This window comes from Qipengyuania sp. NPDC077563 (assembly GCF_044901345.1).
Lineage (GTDB): Bacteria > Pseudomonadota > Alphaproteobacteria > Sphingomonadales > Sphingomonadaceae > Qipengyuania > Qipengyuania aestuarii.
Map to the genome: position 1 here is coordinate 878,960 of NZ_JBJDPC010000002.1, position 22,619 is coordinate 901,578.

At 61.1% G+C, this 22,619-nt stretch carries 21 protein-coding genes; 9 read left to right on the forward strand and 12 right to left on the reverse strand.

The features are described 5' to 3' along the window. The first annotated feature begins 102 nt into the window (after positions 1-102). Positions 103-1,035, forward strand: coding sequence for a hypothetical protein (locus ACI2I1_RS10270; protein WP_404679011.1), 933 nt, complete (start codon positions 103-105; stop codon positions 1,033-1,035). Positions 1,036-1,179: 144 nt separating this feature from the next. After that, on the forward strand, positions 1,180-2,538 hold the full coding sequence (locus ACI2I1_RS10275) for a sensor histidine kinase (RefSeq protein WP_404679012.1): 1,359 nt from the start codon (positions 1,180-1,182) through the stop codon (positions 2,536-2,538). A 214-nt stretch (positions 2,539-2,752) separates the two neighbouring features. On the opposite strand, the gene ACI2I1_RS10280 is transcribed toward ACI2I1_RS10275, so the two are convergent. Both ACI2I1_RS10280 and gltX read right to left on the reverse strand, forming a co-directional pair. Beyond that, on the reverse strand, positions 2,753-4,039 hold the full coding sequence (locus tag ACI2I1_RS10280; RefSeq protein WP_221541631.1) for a citrate synthase: 1,287 nt from the start codon (positions 4,037-4,039) through the stop codon (positions 2,753-2,755). Between the two features lie 10 nt (positions 4,040-4,049). After that, complete coding sequence (gene gltX / locus ACI2I1_RS10285) at positions 4,050-5,489, reverse strand: glutamate--tRNA ligase (RefSeq protein WP_404679013.1); 1,440 nt, start codon at positions 5,487-5,489, stop codon at positions 4,050-4,052. A 28-nt stretch (positions 5,490-5,517) separates the two neighbouring features. Here gltX and ACI2I1_RS10290 point away from each other — a divergent pair, with 28 nt between their 5' ends. Then, positions 5,518-7,704, forward strand: coding sequence for a ComEC/Rec2 family competence protein (locus ACI2I1_RS10290; RefSeq protein WP_404679014.1), 2,187 nt, complete (start codon positions 5,518-5,520; stop codon positions 7,702-7,704). A gap of 29 nt (positions 7,705-7,733) precedes the next feature. Here the strand turns inward: ACI2I1_RS10290 and lexA are convergent, their stop codons facing one another. The 9 genes from lexA to ACI2I1_RS10335 form a co-directional block, all read right to left on the reverse strand. Beyond that, positions 7,734-8,441: a transcriptional repressor LexA gene (lexA, locus tag ACI2I1_RS10295; RefSeq protein WP_404679015.1), complete on the reverse strand. Its 708-nt coding sequence runs from the start codon at positions 8,439-8,441 to the stop codon at positions 7,734-7,736. Between the two features lie 125 nt (positions 8,442-8,566). After that, positions 8,567-9,040: a cyclic pyranopterin monophosphate synthase MoaC gene (moaC, locus tag ACI2I1_RS10300; RefSeq protein WP_404679016.1), complete on the reverse strand. Its 474-nt coding sequence runs from the start codon at positions 9,038-9,040 to the stop codon at positions 8,567-8,569. Between the two features lie 133 nt (positions 9,041-9,173). Next, positions 9,174-9,962 (reverse strand): indole-3-glycerol phosphate synthase TrpC, encoded by a 789-nt coding sequence (trpC, locus tag ACI2I1_RS10305; RefSeq protein ID WP_404679017.1) that lies wholly within the window; start codon positions 9,960-9,962, stop codon positions 9,174-9,176. Next, positions 9,959-10,954, reverse strand: a complete 996-nt coding sequence (trpD, locus tag ACI2I1_RS10310; protein WP_404679018.1) for an anthranilate phosphoribosyltransferase — start codon at positions 10,952-10,954, stop codon at positions 9,959-9,961. The genes trpC and trpD overlap by 4 nt, the downstream gene beginning before the upstream one ends. Beyond that, positions 10,951-11,565 (reverse strand): anthranilate synthase component II, encoded by a 615-nt coding sequence (locus ACI2I1_RS10315; RefSeq protein ID WP_404679019.1) that lies wholly within the window; start codon positions 11,563-11,565, stop codon positions 10,951-10,953. Before ACI2I1_RS10315 ends, trpD begins: the two co-directional genes overlap by 4 nt. A 60-nt stretch (positions 11,566-11,625) precedes the next feature. After that, positions 11,626-12,588 (reverse strand): prolyl aminopeptidase, encoded by a 963-nt coding sequence (gene pip, locus ACI2I1_RS10320; RefSeq protein ID WP_404679020.1) that lies wholly within the window; start codon positions 12,586-12,588, stop codon positions 11,626-11,628. Further along, positions 12,581-13,423: a phosphodiester glycosidase family protein gene (locus tag ACI2I1_RS10325; protein ID WP_404679021.1), complete on the reverse strand. Its 843-nt coding sequence runs from the start codon at positions 13,421-13,423 to the stop codon at positions 12,581-12,583. Before ACI2I1_RS10325 ends, pip begins: the two co-directional genes overlap by 8 nt. Beyond that, positions 13,420-14,934 (reverse strand): anthranilate synthase component I, encoded by a 1,515-nt coding sequence (gene trpE / locus ACI2I1_RS10330; protein ID WP_404679022.1) that lies wholly within the window; start codon positions 14,932-14,934, stop codon positions 13,420-13,422. Before trpE ends, ACI2I1_RS10325 begins: the two co-directional genes overlap by 4 nt. Positions 14,935-14,942: 8 nt before the next feature. Then, positions 14,943-16,880, reverse strand: a complete 1,938-nt coding sequence (locus tag ACI2I1_RS10335; RefSeq protein WP_404679023.1) for a peptidyl-prolyl cis-trans isomerase — start codon at positions 16,878-16,880, stop codon at positions 14,943-14,945. A gap of 219 nt (positions 16,881-17,099) precedes the next feature. Here ACI2I1_RS10335 and tpiA point away from each other — a divergent pair, with 219 nt between their 5' ends. The 3 genes from tpiA (at position 17,100) to ACI2I1_RS10350 (ending at position 20,031) form a co-directional block, all read left to right on the forward strand. Further along, positions 17,100-17,861: a triose-phosphate isomerase gene (gene tpiA / locus ACI2I1_RS10340; protein ID WP_404679024.1), complete on the forward strand. Its 762-nt coding sequence runs from the start codon at positions 17,100-17,102 to the stop codon at positions 17,859-17,861. 71 nt (positions 17,862-17,932) lie between these two features. Beyond that, on the forward strand, positions 17,933-18,292 hold the full coding sequence (secG, locus tag ACI2I1_RS10345; RefSeq protein ID WP_404679025.1) for a preprotein translocase subunit SecG: 360 nt from the start codon (positions 17,933-17,935) through the stop codon (positions 18,290-18,292). Positions 18,293-18,396: 104 nt separating this feature from the next. Then, positions 18,397-20,031 carry a CTP synthase gene (locus tag ACI2I1_RS10350; protein ID WP_224811544.1) on the forward strand — a complete coding sequence of 545 codons (1,635 nt, stop codon included), beginning with the start codon at positions 18,397-18,399 and terminating at the stop codon, positions 20,029-20,031. Positions 20,032-20,418: 387 nt separating this feature from the next. On the opposite strand, the gene ACI2I1_RS10355 is transcribed toward ACI2I1_RS10350, so the two are convergent. Then, positions 20,419-20,886, reverse strand: coding sequence for an Hsp20 family protein (locus tag ACI2I1_RS10355; RefSeq protein ID WP_221541615.1), 468 nt, complete (start codon positions 20,884-20,886; stop codon positions 20,419-20,421). A 165-nt stretch (positions 20,887-21,051) separates the two neighbouring features. Here ACI2I1_RS10355 and grxC point away from each other — a divergent pair, with 165 nt between their 5' ends. Genes grxC through ACI2I1_RS10370 form a run of 3 tightly spaced genes read left to right on the forward strand, consistent with a single transcriptional unit; the run spans position 21,052 to position 22,605 of the window. Further along, positions 21,052-21,315: a glutaredoxin 3 gene (grxC, locus tag ACI2I1_RS10360; RefSeq protein WP_404679026.1), complete on the forward strand. Its 264-nt coding sequence runs from the start codon at positions 21,052-21,054 to the stop codon at positions 21,313-21,315. Continuing rightward, the gene (locus tag ACI2I1_RS10365) at positions 21,316-22,131 is read left to right on the forward strand and encodes a carbon-nitrogen hydrolase family protein (RefSeq protein ID WP_404679027.1); all 816 of its coding nucleotides are present in this window, start codon (positions 21,316-21,318) and stop codon (positions 22,129-22,131) included. 6 nt (positions 22,132-22,137) lie between these two features. Continuing rightward, a complete protein-coding gene (locus tag ACI2I1_RS10370) occupies positions 22,138-22,605 on the forward strand; it encodes a DUF1178 family protein (protein ID WP_404679028.1) in 468 nt (155 codons plus the stop codon). The last annotated feature ends 14 nt before the right edge of the window (positions 22,606-22,619 follow it).

Consider the following 22,619-nt stretch of genomic DNA (forward strand, 5'->3'; position numbering starts at 1 on the left):
TTGGCCGATTCCATCGGTCCTGAGATCGTGGGTCTTCAATCCCGAGCGGAAACGGCCGGCGCAAAATTCAGGGCTGTCAAATCCAGCAGTCGCCTGCCGGGAATGATTGGCCCTGACGACGAAATGCTGCTTATTTCGAACGGATTATTGGTAGACGATGATGCTGCCGTTGCCGCTCTCGAAGAGCCCTCCGTCCTCGCATTTCCGGCGGACCTTGCTGTTCCTCTCGGATTTGAGAGGATCGATCTCGGTCTCGCATGGAGCGGCATTCTTCTTGCTCCGGGCAAACTGACAAGCGATCTTCAACACTTGCCGGGTGATGTCGATGCCGTGTCGTCCTTGCTTCGGATAGCTCTGCAACACGGAGTTCCGCCAGTCTTACTGGATAGAAAACTGCTCGCAAAAGGTGACTGGCAGCTTGCCCCGGATGCCGATGCGCTGGCGGTGAGAGAGAAGCGCTGGATAGACGCGCAGCGAGAACGGATATCGTTTCGTGCTCCAGGCATGGCGGTCGCGGAACGCGCTGGAGCGAGGCTTGCCCGAGACATCGTCGGTCGGAAAACAGAGATCGCGCCAACGCTGCTCGCAGTCGCATGCGCGATCGCAGCAATGTTCGCTGCCTGGTTCGAGCTTCCCGGATACGGACTGGTCCTGACAACTGCAGTCGCGCTTTTTAGGCACCTTGCAGTCGTCGTCCAACGGATATCAGCCGCCGGGACAGGCAAAGATCATTCGACCCATCTCCAGGCCATCCTCGACTACGGCCTTGATCCACTCTTCATCATCCTACTCGGTCTTTCAGCATACGGAGCATTGGGCTGGATGAGTTTCTTCATTCCCCTCGTTCTCTTCGGCTTGCTACGGTTGGGGGAACGCTATGCGAACGAAAGGTGGCGTCGAACATATACTGATCGAGTGGGGCTCGGCGTTTTGCTGAGCGTAACAGCATTTTTTCATCTTGCTGCAGAAGTGGCCGCTGTTCTCGCCCTCATCGTTCTGGCCTCACGCTTTTTCAACGGCGCTCGTGCAAGCTAATTTCGAATTAACCGCGAACGCATAGAGGAGCAGCAGCCGGCTAAAGGCAAGTCAAGTTGCGAAGCCGTCTCTCGTCGTACTAAATTGAGGATGCGCAGTTCGTTGAACGCCAATTTCGGCCGATCAATAGAGAAAGCGAAGATAATGGGAAGCCGTCAAATGCAGGAGCTTGGCTGTGCAACGACGGATTACGCCGACCGTCTGCTGATAGCCGATGGGCGTCTCGAGCGTTTGAACGAAGACTGCGGAGGAGGGGTCGGCTCGACCCTGGCGATCCCCGAACTTCTCGACATCGTGGTCAAGGCTAGAGAATACGAGCAATGCCTCTCCCGCCAATTCACTGCGATTGAAGGCGGGGAGCGCGTTTCTGCCTGGGTCGAGGTCGAACCAAAAGGCGGCCGGGAAACTGGCTGCTCGATTAGGGTGCTCGCGTGGCATTCAGAAACTGGCTTGGAAAGCGCAGGGCGGGACAAGCAAAGGCGTAGGGGGGAAATACTGCGCCTGCTTTCCGATCTGAGCCTTCGAATTGATCAGTCTGACCGCATTCTTTCCCTCGTCAGGGCAAGTAGCGAATTGGAGGAGTTGGAAGAGGCTGTTGGCGCAAATGTCGGCCAGAAATGGACCCGAATTTTCAGATTTCCGGATCGCGCCGCTGGCCAGACCGGTAGTGGCGAAACGCCCAAGCCCTTGATCTGCAGCTTTTCACCCACAGGCCAGGAATTGACGGCGTTCGTGGAGAATTTTGAAAGACGAGAGGGCGACGGAGCACTTTCGGCAATCCATTTCTTCGCAAAGCGAGCACCGCTTTCCCAGTCGCAGACTCCTACCGGAACACCTTCAATAGGCGGGGACCTTGCCTCCGTATTTCGCCAGCCAATCAATCGCATCATCGCGAATGCCGAAACAATACGTACTCAATTGGCAGGGCCCATAGGTGCTCAATACAGCGATTACGCTGCCGACATCGCGACTGCGGGACAGCATCTTCTCGCTCTTATGGATGACCTGTCCGATCTTGCCATCGTGGAGGCGGACAATTTTTCAACTGCACCCGATCGGATTGATCTAGGCGATGTCGCTCGACGAGCTTGCGGCATTTTGCGGGTCCGGGCGCGTGAACGAAATATCGAACTCGACCCGCCTCCTGCAGGAGAGAGCCAGCCAGCCATAGCGGAATTTCGCAGAGTGCTTCAGGTGCTTCTCAATTTGATCGGCAATGCGATTCGCTACGCGCCCGAAGAAAGCCGCATCTGGGTGCGACTGGATGCGTCGGGCGGAATGGCGATGGTGACTGTCGCGGACCAAGGTTTGGGTCTTACCGCTGAAGAGCAAGTCCGGATCTTTGAGAAATACGAAAGGCTCGGTGAGGGGGAAGATGGCGGAACAGGCCTCGGCCTTTATATCTCCCGGCGCATCGCAAGGGCTATGGGTGGCGATCTGACGGTAGAAAGCGCGCCGGGCCAGGGAGCGCGTTTCTGTCTCGCTGTCCCGATTGCGAATTAAGGCCCAGGGCGCGGCACAAGTTCAGGCTTTTCGACGACCCATGATGAACAGCGAAATGCCGAGAAGGAGTGTGGCTGAGCCAATCGCCACCCACCGGCCTTCGCTAAGCATGAAGCTGTCGGCGGGCCACGTGACCAAGCCGAGGCCCTGAAAAGCCCAAAGGCCTCCGGAAAGCATGAGCGCTATTCCGGAGACCTTGAGGATCAGATGCATATCAGCGTTGGCCGATAGGAACGTAATCGCGCTGGGTTGGGCCCGTGTAGAGCTGGCGCGGACGGCCAATGACCTGACCGGGGTCGGAAATCATCTCGTTCCACTGGGCCACCCAACCGACCGTACGGGCAAGCGCAAAGAGCGCAGTGAACATGGTGGTCGGGAAGCCAATCGCATTCAGGATAATGCCTGAATAGAAGTCGACATTGGGAAAGAGCTTCTTTTCCTTGAAGTAATCATCATTCAAGGCAAGCTCTTCGAGCTTCAATGCGGTTTCGAAGACCGGGTCGTTGACATTCAGAGCATCGAACACTTCACGCAGTGTCTGCTGCATGACGGTCGCACGAGGATCGTAATTCTTGTAGACCCGGTGACCAAAGCCCATCAGGCGGAACGGGTCGTTCTTATCCTTGGCTCGCTCGATGTAATGCGGAATACGGTCAGGAGAGCCGATTTCCTGCAGCATATTGAGCGCTGCTTCGTTGGCACCGCCATGCGCAGGGCCCCAAAGGCAGGCAATACCGGCTGCGATGCAGGCGAACGGGTTGGCGCCGGAAGAACCAGCAAGGCGCACGGTCGAGGTCGACGCGTTCTGCTCGTGATCCGCATGGAGGATGAAGATCCGGTCCATCGCTTTTTCGATCGCCGGATGAATTTCATATTCTTCAGCCGGGACGCCGAACGTCATGCGGAGGAAATTGCCAGTGTAGCTGAGATCGTTCTTCGGCTGCATGAAGGGCTGGCCGATCGAATACTTATACGCCATCGCAGCGATCGTCGGCATCTTGGCAATCAAGCGATGGCTGCTGATCGTCCGGTGTTCGGGATCCGAGATGTCCGTGCTGTCATGGTAGAAAGCCGAAAGCGCGCCGACCACCCCGCACATGATTGCCATAGGATGGGCATCGCGACGGAAGCCCTGATAGAACTGCCGCAACTGATCGTGCACCATGGTGTGGCGCGTGATCGTGTAATCGAAGTCGTCCAGTTCGTCCTTGTTGGGCAATTCGCCGTTGAGCAGGAGATAGGCGACTTCCATGAAGCTCGAATTTTCGGCGAGCTGACCGATCGGATAGCCGCGGTGGAGCAGCACGCCCTCTTCGCCATCGATATAGGTCAGCGCGCTTTCACAGCTCGCCGTCGATTTATAGCCCGGATCGTAGGTGAATTTTCCGGTCGAGCCGTATAGCTTACGGATATCGATGACGTCCGGACCCACGCTTCCCTCGAGGACGGGGAAGTCCTGGGTTTGGTCGCCTAGATTGAGAGTTGCCTGCTTGTCGGCCACGCTTGTCTCCTCAGTTCAATTCATTCGATCCTGAGGGCGCAGCCTGCGCGTCGATACGCGCGAGCGACTCTTCCTTGCCCAGCAGGACCAGTACATCGAAAATTCCGGGCGATGTGGTGGTGCCCGTTAACGCTGCCCTCATGGGCTGCGCCAGCTTGCCGAGACCCAGTTCCAGCTCTTCGGCATACGCCTTCGTAGTGGCTTCGAGAGCCTCGATTGTCCAGTGATTTTCCTTGGCAAGCCGGGCCGAGAGGCCGCCCAGTCGCTGGCGGGCTTCGCCATCAAGCAAGGCTGCAGCTTTGTCGGTCATCTCAAGTGGGCGCTGCATGAAAAGAAATGCCGCGCCTTCAACCAGTTCGTTCACGCTCTTGGCGCGAGGTTTCAACACCGGCATGGCGTCTTCAAGCAATTGTTGGTTCTCTTCTTGACCGAGCTTGGAAGCGACCAGAGTTGCAAGGCGCGCATCATCGGCTTCACGAATATAATGTCCGTTCAAGTTCTGGAGCTTTTTGATGTCGAAACGGGACGCGCTTTTGCCGACGCCATCCAGATCGAACAGTTCGACTGCTTCTTCGCGGGTTATTTCCTCGCGGTCACCGTGTCCCCAGCCGAGGCGCAACAGATAGTTGAACAATGCCTCCGGAAGGACACCCTCTTCGTAGCGGTAAGCTTCGACGCCTACAGCACCGTGCCGCTTGGACAGCTTCGCACCATCGCTGCCATGGATGAGCGGAACATGCGCGTAAACCGGATCGGGCCACCCGCCTTCGATCTCGTTCATAGCGCGAACAATAGGCAGCTGCCGAAATGCATTGTTGAGATGGTCGTCACCGCGGATGATGTGGGAGACGCCCATGTCATGGTCATCGACGACGACAGCTAACATATAGGTCGGCGTGCCATCAGCCCGCAGGAGGACATAATCGTCGATCTCTGCGTTTTTGACCGTCACCTTTCCTTGGACTTCGTCATCAATGATGGTCTCACCCTCAGTCGGAACTTTGAGGCGTATGACATAGGGCGCCCCTTCAGGCGCCTCGCTTTCGTCCCGGTCACGCCAACGGCGATCATACCGCATCGGCAGCTTGTTGGCTCTCTGCTCCGCTCGCATGGCTTCGAGTTCTTCCGGAGTGGCGAAGCATTTATACGCATGTCCCGCTTCCAGCAGCTGCTTTGCAACCTCTGCGTGCCGTTCGGCCCGATCGGATTGAAAGACCGGCGGTTCGTCGAATTCGAGACCAAGCCAGTCGAGCCCTTCGATAATCTTGTCGATGGCTTCCTGCGTGCTGCGCTTGCGGTCGGTATCTTCGATACGCAGCAGGGCTTTTCCGCCGTGGTGACGAGCATATAGCCAGTTGAAGAGCGCGGTTCGAGCTCCACCGATATGGAGGAAGCCGGTAGGCGATGGCGCAAACCTGGTGACGACCTGTTTGCTGGTTTCGCTTGCCATTGCTTCGTCTTTCCTTTCAAGTCCTTGCATGGCGACACAGCGGACGCCGATGGTGCCATTCGGCGATGGGGGGCTGCCCGCCGATGCTGCAATGCAGCGCCCTTGGCGTATGCGTGCTGCAATGTCCAGAACGGCCGGGCAAACCGAAGCATTTCTAGATCGTTCTGGTTTCGACAGGGGCCCATGGCTAACAGTCTGTTTCGCATGCGGAATTGGGATATGGTTCGCGCTTCATGATCTCTGGCAATGGGGCGCTATAGCGTTAGCCTTGGTGATTGTTACGACGGTCGCATCTGTTTTCAGAAGAGAGCAAGGCAGCCTCCCTAATCTCCGGCTTGCGGTCGCAGCCGTCGCGATAGCTATCACACTGGGGCTGATGGTGATCTGGGCGCGGTCGGCTATAGTCGGCGCCGAACCCATCGATCACCCCGCGATGATGACACTTGATGCGCGCATTCTCGAACGCGAAGAACAGCCCGCAGAGGGGCGGGTGAGGCTTATCGTCGCGGCGCGTGATGGTGAGACCGGAAGACCTATCAAGGTGCGGGTCAACGTTCCTCTTGATCGCTACTCTCCCGAATATAGCACAGGCGCTCGTATCCGGTTCAAAGCGCGTTTGATGCCGCCGGCACCGCCCCTGCTTCCCGGTGCGTATGATTTTGCACGGCGGGCGTGGTTTGAAGGACTTGCGGCGACGGGCTCTCTCGCTGGCGAGATCGAGTTGGTGGAGCGGGCTACATCCTCTTCGGGACGCATCGCGAGGATGCAAGAGGCCCTTTCCAGGCATGTCCGGGCACGGTTGGATGGTTCTGCCGGAACGATCGCGGCCGCATTTGCAAGTGGGGATCGCGGCGCCATTGCAACGCAGGATGACGCAGCGATGCGCGATGCGGGTCTGACCCATCTGCTGTCGATCAGTGGTCTTCATGTGAGTGCTGTTATCGCGGCGGCCTATTTTCTCGTCATGAAATCCCTCGCTCTTTTCCCTTGGCTAACCCTCAGAGTTCGCCTGCCCTTGCTCTCTGCCGCCGTGGCGGCCGGCGCGGGAATAGGATACACTCTGTTGACCGGGGCCGAAGTGCCGACTGTTCGCAGCTGCATCGGGGCGCTGCTTGTGCTCGGCGCCTTAGCTCTCGGACGCGAGCCGCTGTCCATGCGCATGGTCGCCATAGCTGCGGCGATCGTGCTGCTTTTGTGGCCGGAATCATTGGTGGGCCCGAGCTTCCAGATGAGTTTTGCAGCGGTTATCGCGATCGTGGCGCTCCACAATGCTGGTCCGGTGCGCGATTTCCTGGCTTCGCGGGAGGAGAGTTGGATAAGGCGACTGGGCAGGCGGATGGTGATGCTTTTCGTTACCGGTCTGGTGATCGAGATCGCGCTTACGCCGATAGTCCTCTTCCACTTCCACCGCGCCGGACTTTACGGTGCGTTTGCCAATGTCATCGCCATTCCGCTTGTGACCTTCGTGTCGATGCCGCTGATTGCGGTGGCCTTGCTCCTCGACCTGCTCGGTGCAGGCGCTCCTGCCTGGTGGCTCGCCGGCCAGTCACTCGATCTCCTTCTCTCCATAGCGCATCTGACTGCATCGCAGCCGGGAGCAGTAAAGCTGGTGCCTCATATCGGCCTTCCGGCGGTGATCTTCTTTGTGGCCGGAGGTTTGTGGCTGGCGCTGTGGCGGGGAAGGGCGCGGCTTGCAGGATTTGGTCCGGTCCTGGTCGGGTCCTTTCTACTGGTGACGACAGCTGCGCCCGACATACTCGTGGCGCGTGATGGCGGCGATGTCGGTCTGGTGGGCGAAAACGGACGGCTGTTCGTACTGCGGGACAAGCCCGGATCCTATGCCCAGGACAATCTGGTCGAGCTTGCCGGTACGGAGGCCGCGCCGATCGATCTGGAGCGGTGGCCGGGAGCGCGTTGCAGCCCGGATTTCTGCAGTCTCCCCGTGCAAAAGGGCGAAAGGAGCTGGTTCGTCCTGATCTCCCGCAGCCGCGAACTGATCGATGAGCGTGCACTCGCCGCGGCTTGCGAGAGGGCGGATATTGTCATTTCGGAACGGTGGCTGCCGAGAAGTTGCAGGCCCAAATGGCTGAAATCAGACCGCCGCTTTCTCGAGCGTAGCGGGGGGCTGGCCATCTATCTCGACAAGGGCGAAATCGAGACGGTCGCGCAGGGACAGGGCAGCCATGGATGGTGGAAAGGGGCGAGTGGCGGTTAGGCCCGCCCGCCGCCCCATTCCCGGCAGGATCAGTGATAGCGGCGCAAAAGGCCCGCAAGCTTGCCCTGAACCTGGACCCGGCCAGCCTCGTAGACCTGCGGTTCATAGCTGCCGTTTGCAGGATCGAGGCGCACCATGGTGCCTTCCTTGCGCAGGTATTTGAGCGTCGCTTCCTCATTATCGACCAGAGCGACCACGATTTCACCGTCACGCGCGGTTTCGGTCCGCTTCACGAGGGCGAAATCGCCATCGAAAATGCCCGCTTCGATCATGGAATCGCCGCTGACTTCGAGGGCGTAGTGATCGCCGGGGCCGAGCAGGGCGGCCGGGACCGGCATGGAGGACTGGCCTTCGATCGCTTCGATCGGGGCGCCGGCCGCGATGCGTCCGTGAAGCGGAACCTCGATGATGTCGTTGGCCGGTTCGGGCGCGACCGGCTTGGCGGCGTGCGCGGCAACGACGGAATCATTTGCAGCAGGCTGGGCAGGCGATGCGGGAGCCCGCACCGTGCCGGTCACCGAGTTTTCTGGCAGCTTGATGATTTCCAGCGCGCGGGCCCGGTTGGGCAGGCGGCGGATGAAACCGCGTTCTTCAAGCGCGGAAATCAGGCGATGCACGCCGGACTTGCTCTTGAGATCGAGCGCTTCCTTCATCTCTTCGAAAGAGGGCGAAATGCCGGTCTCTTCCAGCTTTTCCTGAATGAAGCGGATCAGCTCGTGCTGCTTGGCAGTCAGCATCGGAAAACTCCCATGTTCCTGTTCACAACCCTGTGAACGAATGTGGAACAATTAGGCAACCGATTTTCACAAGTCAAGCAATACGGCCATTTTCGAGACAGTTGGGGAGAACAGCTGTTCCCCTTTCAGTCCTCCGCGTTCCATTCGCCCGACTTGCCGCCGGTCTTGGACAGCAGGCGCACGCCGCCGATCACCATTGCCCGGTCGATCGCCTTGCCCATGTCGTAGAGCGTGAGGAGGGCGATCCCGGCAGCGGTCATCGCTTCCATTTCCACCCCCGTCTTGCCGGTGAGCGAGGCGCTCGCCACCACGCGGATCGCATCGTCTTCCCGCTCGAACTCCACGGTCACGCTTTCCAGCCCGAGCGGATGGCACAGCGGAATCAGATCGCCCGTTTTCTTGGCAGCCATGATCCCGGCGATCCGCGCGGTGGCGAGGGCATCGCCCTTCGCCGTGGCCCCGGCCATGATCGCGTCGAGCGCTTCGGCATTCATGCGGATACGCCCTTCGGCCACCGCCAGCCGCGCGGTTTCGCGCTTGCCGCCGACATCGACCATATGCGCCGCGCCCTTATCGTCGAGATGGGTGAGTTTGTTCATGTAGCGAACCTGCAAGCTGAAGGATGGAGCGCCTGGAGCACAGTCCTGGAGCTAAAAACCCCGGATTGCGGGAAGGGATTGCCGGACATGTGCATGCCCGACCTATGACGCGGCCAGACCGTGTAGGACAGTGTTAATTGCCGGTCAGGAGCCGGCGGGTGGCCGCCTCGACATCGTCCTGCCGCATGAGACTTTCGCCGACGAGGAAGCTGCGCACACCGGCATCGGCCAGACGCTGGCAATCCTCATGCGTGAAAATGCCGCTTTCCCCGACCAGCATGGCGTCCGCAGGCGCCAATGCGGCGAGTTCTTCCGTCGTGGCAAGATTGGTTTCGAAGGTCTTGAGATTGCGGTTGTTTACACCCAGAAGACGTGACTTCAATCCGGCTGCCCGCTCCATCTCGGCGGCATCGTGCACTTCGACGAGGACGTCCATACCCCGCTCGAAAGCCGCGGCCTCGATCTCGGCCATCTGCGTGTCTTCCAGCGCGGCGACGATGATGAGAATGGCATCCGCGCCCAGCGCCCGCGCTTCGGCGACTTGCCAGGGATCGACCATGAAATCCTTGCGCAGCACGGGAAGCGCGCAGGCTGCACGGGCGGCGACGAGATAGTCCTCATGGCCCTGGAAATAGGGCGCATCGGTCAACACGGAGAGGCAGGCGGCACCGCCTGCAGCATAGGCCTGCGCATGGTCGGCGGGCTGGAAGTCGGGGCGGATGAGGCCCTTGGACGGCGAGGCTTTCTTGATCTCCGCGATCAGGCCGAAGCCGGTCTGCTGCGCGTCTTCCAGCGCGCGATGAAAACCGCGCGGCGCGCCCTGTTCGCGGGCAATCCCGTCGAGGACAGAGAGGCTGCGCTGCGCCCTGCGCGCGGCGACTTCTTCGCGCTTGGTCGCGCAGATCTGTTCAAGCTTGTTCATTTGGCCAGTGCGATCCAGTCGATCAGCAATTGTCTTGCCCGCCCGCTGTCGAGAGCTTCGGCCGCCATCTGCGCACCCTCCGCCCAGTCTTCGGTCTTGCCGGCAACGATCAGCGTGGCGGCAGCATTGAAGAGCACCGCATCGCGATAGGGCCCGGGCGCGCCCATCAGCAGCGCTTCGAGCGCCTTGGCGTTATAGGCCGGATCGCCGCCACGGATCGCCTCTACCGGGGAATGAGGCAGATTGGCCTGGACCGCGACGACGCGCCGCATTTCGAAATCATGGCCGGTAACGTCGGCCAGTTCGTTGCCGCCCGCGAGGCTGAGTTCGTCGAGCCCCTCGTCGCCCGAGGCGATAAAGGTTCGCTCCGTACCCAGCCGCGCCTTGGCCCGGGCATAGATCGGCACATAGGCCGGGCGTGCGATGCCGATCAGCTGTCGGGTCACGCCCGCGGGATTGGAGAGCGGCCCCATCAGGTTGAAGATGGTGCGCACGCCCAGTTTCTGCCGGATGGGCTGGATACGGCCCATCGCCGGATGGTGGTTCTTGGCGAAAAGGAAGCAAATTCCCAGGTTGTTCAGTGTCTTCTCGGCGGTTCTTCCCGCCGCTTCCATATCGAGACCTAGCGCCTCCAGCGTATCGGCAGCGCCCGATTTGGAACTGGCGGCCCGGTTGCCATGCTTCGCAACAGGCACGCCGCACGCCGCCACCACCAGGCTGACTGCCGTCGAGACGTTGAGTGTGTGGTGACCGTCACCGCCGGTGCCGCAGCAATCGATCGTGCCGTCAGGCGCGGGCACCGGTATCAACCGGTCGCGCAGGGCGCGCGCAGCCCCGGCAATCTCTTCCGAGGTCTCGCTGCGGGCCGACATATCGACCAGAAAGCGGCCGATTTCCTCGTCGCCTACTTCGCCGTCGAGGATCCAGCCGAAGATCTCATGCGCATTGTCTTCGGTGAGGTGCGTGTCCGCCGAGGGAAGCTGTCTGCTCATGCCGGCACCTTGGCATCCACGCCGCAGATCGCAAGGAAGTTGGCCAGCAGGGCGTGGCCATGTTCGGTGGCGATACTTTCGGGATGGAACTGGACGCCGTGGATGGGCAGGCTTTCATGCCGGAAGCCCATCACGCTCGACCCGTCGAGACCGGGCGTCTCGCTGGTGGCGTTGACGATCAGGCAGTCAGGAATATCCTCCACCACCAGCGAGTGATAGCGGGTGGCGGTGTAGGGCGAGGGCAGCTTTGCGAAAACGCCGCTGCCGTCATGCGTCAGATCGCTGGTCTTGCCGTGCATCAGTCCGCCGCGCACCACCTTGCCGCCGAAATGCTGCCCGATCGACTGATGGCCGAGGCACACCCCGAGCAGGGGCTTTTCCGCCTTGGCACACGCGGCGACCAGATCGAGGCTGACCCCGGCTTCATTCGGCGTGCAGGGGCCGGGCGAGATGAGATAGCCCGCCGCATCCTTCGCGATGGCCTCTTCAGCAGTGATGGCATCGTTGCGCACGACATCGACCTCGGCCCCCAGTTCCATAAGATAATGGACCAGGTTGAAGGTGAAGCTGTCGTAATTGTCGACGACGAGGATCGATCTGTTGGCGGTCATGTCCTGCGGTGATTGGGCGTGAGCGGCGCAGCTTTCAAGCAAGGAAAGCTGCCGCGATCATCACCCCTCCTTGCCAGCGAGCTTGTCGGTCGCGCGGACGAGGCCGTCGATGATGCCCGGTTCGCTGGCGGCATGGCCCGCATCCTGGACGATCCACAGTTCCGCTTCGGGCCAGACCTTCTTCAGCGCCCATGCCGAGGTGGGCGGGGTGCAGATGTCGTGGCGGCCCTGCACGATGATGCCGGGGATATGCTTGATGCGATCCGCATTCTTGAGCAGCTGCGCTTCCTCGAGGAAGAAATCCTGCAGGAAGAACTTGGCGCAGATGCGGGCGAAGGGCACTGCCTTCGACGGATCGGCGAAGGTGTCGAGCAGGTCCTCGTCGGGGAGCAGTGTGGCGACATTGCCTTCCCACAGCGACCATTCGCGCGCTGCGGCGAGGCGGATCTGTTCGTTGTCGCTGGTCAGCCGGTCGTAATAGGCCTTGACCAGATCGCCGCGCTCTTCTTCCGGGATGAGGCCGGTGAAATCGTCCCATTGTTCGGCCATGATCTCGCTGGCGCCATATTTGTAGAGCCAGTCCTTCTCGGTCTGCCGCCCCAGGAAAACGCCGCGCAGGACGATTTCGGTCACGCGGTCGGGATGGGCCTGCGCATAGGCAAGCGCGAGGGTGGCGCCCCAGCTGCCGCCGAAGGCCTGCCATTTTTCGTGGCCGCACATTTCCCGCAGTTTCTCGACATCGTCGACGATGCGCCAGGTGTCGTTATTCTCGATCTCGGCGAAAGGCAGAGACTGGCCGCAGCCGCGCTGGTCGAACAGCAGGACGTCGTAAAGCTCCGGATCCCACTGGCGGCGATGCGCTGGCGACATGCCGCCGCCCGGGCCCCCGTGCAGGAACACCGCGGGCTTGGCACCCGGTGTGCCGACCCGCTCATAATACAGCGAATGGCCTTCACCGACGTCGAGCATGCCCGTCTCGTAGGGCTCGATTTCGGGATAGAGAGTGCGTTCGTATTCAATCACTTTGCTGGTCCTTCTTTCCGACCACGATGATCGGCCCTATCGGCGCGCCGGTGTCGAGGCGGCCGGTGGCGGGATTCCACAGGGCCGAGACATTGCCGTCCAGATAGAGTGCGTTCTTCACATTGAGTTCGTCGCGATAGAACCGCGCCAGCTTACCGAAGCTGACCGGTCCGTTGGAAATCACGAAATGGGCGCGGCCCTTGTCGTCCACGCCGACCGCGTTGCGGATGTAGCGCGATTCGCCGTCCTGGGTGATTTCCGGATGGAGCTTGCCCTCGATCACCAGCATCGGGCCGGACTGCGTGCCGAAATCGGGCCTCTCGCGCACATTGGCGAGAAAATCTTCGGTGGCGCGGACTTCCCATTTGCCATTGGCGCCGAAGAACACCCCATTGGGCGTCATGTGGAAATTGCCTTCGCCATCCGCCGTGTTCAGCGTCTGCAGGCGGTCCCCGTTCTCGACGTAATAGCCGATGGGCTTGCCCTCATCGTCATACATCCCGCCGTTCATCGCGAAGGCTATGCTGGCGGGCGACTGCGCCTGCGAGAACGCGGTGAGGCTGCGGTAAGGTGCTTCGCCCGACGGGCCGAGATCCATCGAGATAGTGTGCCGTGCCGGCGTGGCGAGGCAGTGGGTGAGGGGGCTGTCCTCGAAGATGATTGAGCGGCAAGCGCTTTCGACCCGCGTCGTACCCGATGCAGTATCGCTGGGTGTGGGCGCGTCGGAGGGGCTGCCCTGGCCATCGATGCGCGTGCGGGTGACGGGTTCACCCTCGGGCGCGGGCTCGCAGGCAGCGAGGAGCATCAGGGGCAGGGCGAGGATTGCGTATTTCATTGGCCGTAACCGGGTTCCTGCGCGAGGCGGACGGCTTCGCGCGCTGCAGCAAACAGTGCGCCGGCCTTGGCTTCGCATTCTCGTTGTTCATAGGCAGGATCGCTGTCGGCAACGATCCCTGCGCCAGCCTGCACATGCATGGTGCCGTCCTTTACCACCGCGGTGCGCAGCACGATACAGCTATCGAGCGATCCGTCGGGCGCGAAATAGCCGACGCCCCCGGCATAGGCGCCGCGGGTGGCAGGCTCGAGCTCGGCGATGATCTCGCAGGCGCGCAGCTTGGGCGCCCCGCTGACGGTGCCTGCCGGAAAGCCCGCGAACATCGCCTCCAGCGCATCGCGCGAAGGATCCAGACGGCCGACGACATTGCTGACGATATGCATGACGTGGCTGTAGCGTTCGACGGTAAAGCTATCGGTAACGGTGACGCTGCCCGCCTCGGCCACCCGGCCCACATCGTTGCGGCCCAGATCGAGCAGCATGAGATGTTCGGCGCGTTCCTTCGGATCGGCAAGGAGAGAGAGTTCCGCCTCGAGGTCCTCGGCAGCAGTCTTGCCGCGTGGCCGCGTCCCGGCGATGGGGCGCACGGTCACCTCGCCGTCACGCACCCGCACGAGGATTTCGGGACTAGATCCGACCACGGCAAAGCCGGGCAGGTCGAGAAAATAGAGGAAGGGTGACGGATTGACCCGCCGCAGCGCCCGATAGAGCGCAATCGGCGGCAGGGCGAAGGGCGCGGTGAACCGCTGCGACAGGACGACCTGGAAGATGTCCCCGGCGGTGATGTAGTCTTTCGCCCGCGCCACCATGGTCGCGTATTCTTCGGGCGCCAGCGTCGGCTGCGGCAAAGGCTCGGGATGATCGGCCGCGGTGGCACCCGCCATGTCTATCGCGGAGCCGAGCGAAGACAGCGCGGCGTCGATCCGTTCCTGCGCACGCTCGAGCATAGGCTCCGCCGCCTCATCGGACGGCCAGACCGGGGCGACGCAGTAGAGCGTGTCCTCGAGGCTGTCGAAAACCAGAATGAGCGTCGGGCGCACGAAGAGCATGTCCGGCACGTCCAGCGAATTATCCGGCGCGCGCGGCAGTTTTTCCACCAGGCCGATCGTCTCATAGCCGAAATAGCCGACCAGGCAGGCGAGGGCGGGCGGAAGTTCTTCCGGCACATCGATCCGGCACTGGGCCAGCAGCTCGCGCAGCGCATCCAGCGTGCCGTTATCGCAGGCTTCGAAGGAATCGCGATCGGTCTTCCACCGGCGGTTAATTGACGCTTCGTCGCCGCTCGCGCGGAAGACCAGATCGGGATCGAGGCCGAGCAGGCTGTAGCGACCGCGGATCTCGCCGCCTTCGACCGATTCGAGCAGGAAATCCCCGCGCCCTTCCTGGAAAAGGCGCAAAGCGGCACCGACCGGGGTAACCGTGTCGGCGACGATCCGGCGCCAGACGAGCGCCGGATTGCCTTGCCCCAACGCTTCCAGCGCCGAGACGGAACCGTTCAGATCCCCAGTCAAGGTGCGGCTCAGTTCGGCTCGCCGAGGAGCTGGCGACGGACCGCGGCGATGGCATCGGGATTACGCTCGACGCCGACGTCGGCGCGCATGGCGTTCAGCAGCTGTTCGCCATATTCGGCACTCCAGGCCTGACCGACCTGCGAACGGGCCTGTGCGATCAGCGGATCGTTCTCGGCCAGATCCTCAAGCTCGATCCGGTCCAGATCGACCACATAGTAACCCTGGTCGCCCTGGCCTTCGAGCTTCTTCACCGTGCCTTTGGCCATGCCGAACATGAGCGCAATCGGCGCGGGGACCCGCGTATTCTGCAAGCGGGCGAGTTCCTCGCGGCTGTAATTGACCTGCTCGGGCGCGCGAATATTCTTCTTTTCCGCAGCGACGGCTTCGGCAAGGCTCTGCCCGCCCTCGACACGCTTCACGATCCGTTCTGCAGCGGCCTTGGCCGACTGCTCGCCGCGGACCTGGCGCCACTGGGCAATCGCATCTTCGCGGATCTGCGCCAGGGGTGCGACAGCCGAAGGGGTGATATCGGAGACATCGTAGACCAGGAAGGTCTGGCCGTCGGGCAGGGCGCCGATCTGGGCTTCATTCTCGTCGGCCTGGAAAGCGAAGTTCAGGACCGGGCGCAGAACTTCGGGGATCTGCTCCTGAGTGCCGTAGATGGAGCCGGCCGCAGTGACCGGCCTGGTCGTCTGCAGGTCGAGCCCTAGTTCTTCAGCGACCGAGGAAAGCGATGCACCGTCGCCCAGCCGGTCTTCGATATTGACGGCAAGTTCGGAAATGCCGCGCTGGCGGTTCTCTTCGCGCAGCTGGTCGGCAATTTCACCGCGGACGCTGGCAAGAGTGCGTGCAGGCTGGCTGTCGACATTGGTAATCCGGGCTATGTGCCAGCCCAGCGGGCTGCGAGCAGGAGTTGTCACCGTGCCCTGAGCAGCTGCGAAATACGCGTCGGCCACGGCTGCCGAAGCGGTGCTGGCGATTTCAGCCTTTTCCTGCGCATCGACGGTTGTGGTCCGCAGACCGGCGCTGGCGGCAGCCTGAGCAAAACTTTCGCCGCCCTTGATGCGCGCTGCGATCGCTTGTGCGCCTTCGCGTGTCGGCACGATCAGCTGAGTAAAGCTGCGCAGTTCGCGAGCGGCGTACTCATCGCCATTGCTCCGATAATAGGCAGCGATATCGGCATCGCTTGGTTCGATGCTGTCGCCCAGAGCATCGCTGTCGAAGGTTGCATAACGCAGGATGCGACGTTCGGGACGCACGAAGCGATCGCGTTTGTCGGTGTAGAATTTGTTCAGCTGCGCATCGGTCGGATCGCCTTGCGGGGCGAACAGGGTGGCAGGAATGGTGGCGATAGAGCCGAAGCGACGCTCCTTGAAGCTGCGCGCATAAGTCGTCGCGATGCTATCGGGAAGCTTCGACCCATAAACCGAAGGAAGGATCGACTGCTGGAAGAACAGCGAAGTGCGGATCTGCTGGCGCAGTTCGGCATCGGTCAGGCCATTCGTACGCAGAAAGATATTGTAGCTGTCGGTGCTGAAATCACCGCTGGCACCGCGGGCGGCGGGAATCTGGCGAATTTCGCTATTCACCAGATTCGTGCCCGCACGAAGCCCGTTTTCCTCGCCCCAGGCAGTCAGCGCATAGCGGTTGATGAGATCGTCAAGCACATCGTTGAGGCCATTGCCCGCGAGCAGCGTCTGCATCGTGGCTTCGGGATCCTGCTGGCGCGTGCGCTGGAGTGCGTTGTTGGCAGCAGAATTGAGGTCGGCCGTACCGATCTTTTCATCTCCAACGACGGCGACGCTGTTTCCGCCGGCCACTCCGCCGAATGCGCCCGAATTGGAGACATCCATACTGGCGAAGGCGAAACCGATCAGAACCAGGAAGGCCAGGGCCAGCGCGAGACCTATCTTGGTCTTGAAGAAATTCCGGAAAAACGTGAGCATGGCTTGCGAAGATGCCTTTTCGTGTGCTTTTGGCCATCACCTGCCGGATGAACGGCGGCAACGAACCGGTTGTGGGGCGCGCTTTATCCGCCCTGCGACCAAGCCGCAACAGGTGCCGTCCGGTTTTGACCCATTAGAGAACCACGTCTAGCGATCTCACGCATACGACCTATATAGCCACGCGCCCGAACAGCGTTTCAGTACAGGAAGACCTAATTTATGGCCGAACGGCCCTACATCGTCGGCAATTGGAAAATGAACGGAACGCGCGCCATGCTGCCCGAAGCGCGCGCAATCGACCGTGCCGCACAGCGTTACATGAAGGCGGAAGTCGCCGTTGCTCCGCCGTTCACCCTGATTCATGCCGTGCACCGCGAGGCGGAACAGATCGGTGTTGGCGCGCAGGATTGTTTCCCCGGTGAAGACGGCGCGCATACCGGAGATATCTCCGCGACGATGCTCGCCGACGCCGGTGCCAAGTTCGTCATTATCGGACACAGCGAGCGGCGCGGCGACCACAAGGAAACCGCCGCACAGATCAATGCCAAGATCGAAAGCGCGATCGAGGCCGGCCTGCGCATTATCCTGTGCTGCGGTGAAACTCTGCCTGTTCGCGAGAAGGGCCAGGCAGAAGATTTCGTGCTCGAGCAGCTGCGGGCCAGCCTCTCGAAGATCGAAGATCCGGCCGAACGGCTGACCGTGGCCTATGAGCCGGTCTGGGCCATCGGCACCGGCAAGACCGCCACGCCTGACGATATCGAAGCCATGCATAAGGCGATTCGCGGCCTGCTGGATGAAACCTATGGCGAAGAGCAGTCTTCCGGGGTGCGGATCCTCTACGGTGGATCGGTAAAGCCAGAAAACGCCCGCGAAATCCTCTCTCTGCCGGAAGTGGGCGGTGCGCTGGTCGGCGGTGCAAGCCTTTCGGCCGAAAGCTTTCTCGGCATCGTGGTTGCAGCGTCGGAGACCGAAGAGGCCTGACGCTTGCCGTTTTGCCGCACTGCCATTAGATGCGGCGCAGAAATTCACAGCTTTCCCAGAGTATCTCATCCATGTTTCTCTTTCTCACCGTCGTTCAGGCCATCATCGGCGCGGCACTCATCACGGTAATCCTGATGCAACGCAGCGAAGGCGGCGGCCTGGGTATCGGCGGCAGCCCGAGCGGCATGTTGAGTGCACGCGGTGCGGCTGACTTCCTCACTCGTTCGACGAAGTGGCTGGCTATTGCTTTCGTCGCGCTTTCCATCGCGCTCGCCGCGATGGCCGTCGAAGGTGTCGGTGCAGGTGAGATTGAATCGACGCTCGATCGCAGCGTTGCTCCTGTGGAAAACGATCCGCTTGGCGGACCGGCAACAGCTCCTGCCGCACCGGCTCAGGCACCTGCTCCTTCCGACGATCCGCTGGCCGAATAAGGCCCGCGCTTTCGATATTCGCTTGCGCTATGGTGGATGGCGCGCCTTGCCGCGCGCCTTTTCCCTTGCGCCGACTCAACACGCACGCTTAAGGCCCGACTCCCATGGCGCGGTATATCTTCATCACCGGCGGCGTGGTCTCCTCGCTTGGCAAAGGTCTCATGGCAGCATCGCTTGCTGCCCTCCTCCAGGCGCGTGGCTACAAGGTCCGCATTCGTAAGTTCGACCCCTATCTCAACGTCGATCCGGGCACGATGAGCCCCTATCAGCACGGCGAGGTCTATGTGACCGACGACGGGGCGGAAACCGACCTCGATCTCGGCCATTACGAGCGCTTCACCGGCGTTTCGGCGCATCAGGGCGACAATATCACCAGTGGCCGGGTCTATCAGCAGATCATCGCCAAGGAACGGCGCGGCGATTATCTCGGCGCGACGGTGCAGGTGGTCCCCCATGTGACCGACGCGATCAAGGAATTCGCGCTGGCCGGGCAGGACGATCACGATTTCATCCTGTGCGAAATCGGCGGTACGGTTGGGGATATCGAGAGCCTGCCGTTCATGGAAGCGATCCGGCAGCTCCGTAACGAACTGGAGCCGATGCAATCGCTGAGCGTCCACGTGACGCTGGTGCCCTATATCGCGGCGGCGGGTGAACTGAAGACGAAGCCGACGCAGCATTCCGTGCGCGAACTGGCCAGCCTCGGCATCAAGCCCGATGTGCTGCTATGCCGCGCCGAGCATCCCATTCCCGACAGCGACCGGCAGAAGATCGCCAATTTCTGCAATGTGCGCAAGGAAGCGGTCATTCCCGCTCTCGACGCGCCCTCGATTTATTCGGTCCCGCTACAATATCACAGGGAAGGGCTGGATACCGAGGTCCTGCGCGGTTTCGGCATTAAAGATGCGCCCGAACCGGATCTTTCGCGGTGGTACGATGTGGTGGACCGCCATTCGAACCCCGAAGGCGAGGTGACTATCGGCGTGGTCGGCAAATATGTCGGCCTGCAGGATGCGTACAAATCGCTCAACGAAGCGCTTATCCACGGCGGAATGGCGCACCGCGTTAAGGTCAACATCAAGTGGATCGACGCCGAGGTATTCGAACAGGCAGATGGCGATATCGCCGCCCAGCTCGAGCCCATGCACGGTATCCTTGTGCCCGGCGGGTTCGGCGAACGCGGCAGCGAGGGCAAGATCGCCAGCGTCCGCTTCGCCCGCGAACGCAAGGTGCCGTTCCTGGGCATCTGTCTGGGCATGCAGATGGCCTGCGTGGAAGGGGCCCGCAATGCCGGCTTCTCCCAGGCCAGCTCGACCGAATTCGGCAGCACGGACGAACCGGTGGTCGGTATCATCACCGAATGGATGACACAGGAAGGTTTGCAAACTCGCGAGGACGGGGGCGATCTGGGCGGTACGATGCGGCTCGGGGCCTATGACGCAAAGCTCGCCGCCAACAGCCATGTGTCCTCGATCTATGGCGGCAGCACCGAGATTTCCGAGCGCCATCGCCACCGTTACGAAGTGAACGGCAAATATATCGAACCGCTGGAAAAGCAGGGCCTGATCTTCTCCGGCATGTCGCCTGACGGTCTGCTGCCGGAAATCGTCGAACGGCCCGATCATCCGTGGTTCGTCGGTGTTCAGTTTCATCCTGAACTCAAGTCCAAGCCGTTCGATCCGCATCCGCTTTTCGCCGGTTTCATCGGTGCAGCGCTCGAACAGGCTCGGCTCGTCTAAATTTTTTTGCCCGGCGTCCGCCTAATCTAAAGTCCTGTAATCCCTGCGAACGATAGTAGGCATTTGTACGGGGGCGACACTCTGCCCGTCGCACCCACAAGCGCGCGACTTTATCTTTTGTTATAGATGAGGCAGACAATCTCCGACTCAGCCCGAGGCTGACGAGCAGGGAGATTTACGCTGCGTTGAGCAAGCGGTGGGGCTTGCCTCGAACTCGGTCGTCTTCTGCGACCCGGACAACCGTATCCGAGGCTTGGCGGCGCATCGCGTCGTGGGGCAGTGCTCTAGGGCGCTGCCCCTATCGCGTTGTTAGCCGTGAAGTTTTGTGGTCATGAAAAAGGCGGCGCCCCTTTCGAGGCACCGCCAGCGGTAAGCAAGCGAGCGGGATCAGGCCGCTGCGCTATCGTCCTCATTCTTGACGACTTCGAGCGTCTTCTGTCCGCCGATGGCGATCTTCTTGGGCTTCATCGCATCGGGGACCTCACGGACGAGATCGATGTAAAGCATCCCGTCCCGCAGATCGGCATTCTCGACGCGTACGTAATCGGCCAGGTCGAAGCGGCGTTCGAAACCGCGATTGGCGATGCCGATGTGCAGCATTTCGCCTTCGGGCTGGTCGTCACGCTTGCGGCCCTGGATCACGAGCAGGTTCTGCTGGGCAGTGATCTCGAGATCTTCGGCGCGGAAGCCGGCAACGGCGAGAGTGATGCGGTACGCATCCTCGTCGCGGCGCTCGATATTGAAAGGTGGGTAATTATCGCCCCCGGCATTGCGTGCCTGACGTTCCATCAGGTCGAACAGGCGATCGAAGCCAACTGTGGAACGGCGATAGGGGGTGGTATCAAAACGGTTCATCGAAACAAATCCTCCAGTGAGCAATTTGATTGTGTAAGGAGCCCTAAGTCGGCACTCCCGTGTCTGCTCAAAGCGAGCCGACCCGAATAAAATAGGTACCGCCAAAACGCTTTCAAGCGTTGTCATTCGTAGCTAGCGATAGCCCGCAACATCAGAGGATATGCAATGAGCCAACCGCAAATCGACATCTATACCAAATTCGGTTGCGGCTTTTGCGTCCGTGCAAAGCGCCTGCTCGACGAAAAGGGCGCCGATTACAACGAGCACGACATCACGATGGGCGGCCCGAAGCGAGAAGAGTTGCAGCAGCGCGCCCCGCAAGCGCGCACGGTGCCGCAGATATTCATCGGTGAAACCTATGTCGGCGGTTCGGACGAACTCGCTGCGCTGGAGCGTTCCGGGAAACTGGATGCATTGCTCGAGGGCTGAATGACCGACATTGCCGTCCTGCAGATGACTTCGGGCATCGCTCCCGAAGAAAATGCCGCATTCCTCGCAGACATGATCGGGGCAGCGGCGGGGGAAGGGGCGGCCATGCTGTTCACGCCCGAAATGTCGGGCATGCTCGACCGAGATCGCAAGCGGGCGGCCGGGTCGATAAGGCTCGAGGAAGAAGACAGGGTTCTGTCGACCGTCCGCGATTGCTCTGCGAAGCACGGGATTTGGATCTGCATCGGCTCGCTCGCCATCGACACTGGCGAAGGTATATGGGTCAATCGATCATTCGTGGTGGATGATAACGGCGAGATAGCGGCCCGCTATGACAAAATGCACATGTTCGACGTGGATCTGGCTTCGGGCGAATCCTGGAGGGAATCCAATGCCTATCGTCCGGGCAATAACGTTGTGACGGTTCAAACCCCGGCCGGAAAGCTTGGCCTCGCGATCTGTTACGACCTTCGCTTTCCCGCTCTGTTCGAAGCGCTGGGCAATGAGCGCTGCGACGTGATCGCCGTTCCCGCCGCGTTTACGGTGCCCACGGGCGAGGCGCATTGGCATGTCCTGCAAAGAGCCAGGGCCATCGAGGCAAGCGCCTATCTCGTCGCCTCGGCGCAGGTTGGCACGCATGCCGACGGCCGGCAGACCTATGGGCACAGCCTGGTGATCGACCCGTGGGGCGAGGTCCTGGTAGATTTGGGCGATGCTCCGCCGGGGCTGGGATTTGCCCAGGTGAACCCAGCGCGCATTTCAGAAGTGCGTGCGCAAGTTCCCAGCCTTGCCAATCGCCGTGAATTGGCCAAGTAGCGCCGCATGATTGTTTATGATCTCCATTGCAACAACGGCCACCGGTTCGAAGGATGGTTCGGCTCGTCGAGCGATTATCAGATGCAGCGCGACCGAGGCCTGGTGGATTGCCCCGAATGCGGCAGCAATCTCGTCGACAAGGCACCGATGGCTCCTGCGGTGGCGCAAAAAGGAAATCGCGGATCAACTCAGGCACCAGCATCAGAGGGGGCGCAGCTTTCCAACGCTCCCATGCCCCCGGAGGTTGCGGAGGCACTGACCAAGCTTGCGAAGGCGCAGGCAAAAGCGATCGAGAGCAGTCAGTGGGTCGGCGACAAATTCGCCGAGGAAGCGCGTTCGCAGCATTACGGCGAAAAGGATGAAGCGCCCATTCACGGCAAGGCCACGCGCGAGGAGGCGGAGAACCTTGCAGCGGAAGGAATTACGGTTGCCCCCCTCCTTTTCCCGATTTCGGATCCGGACAAACTGAACTGATTGCCTCGGAGCAT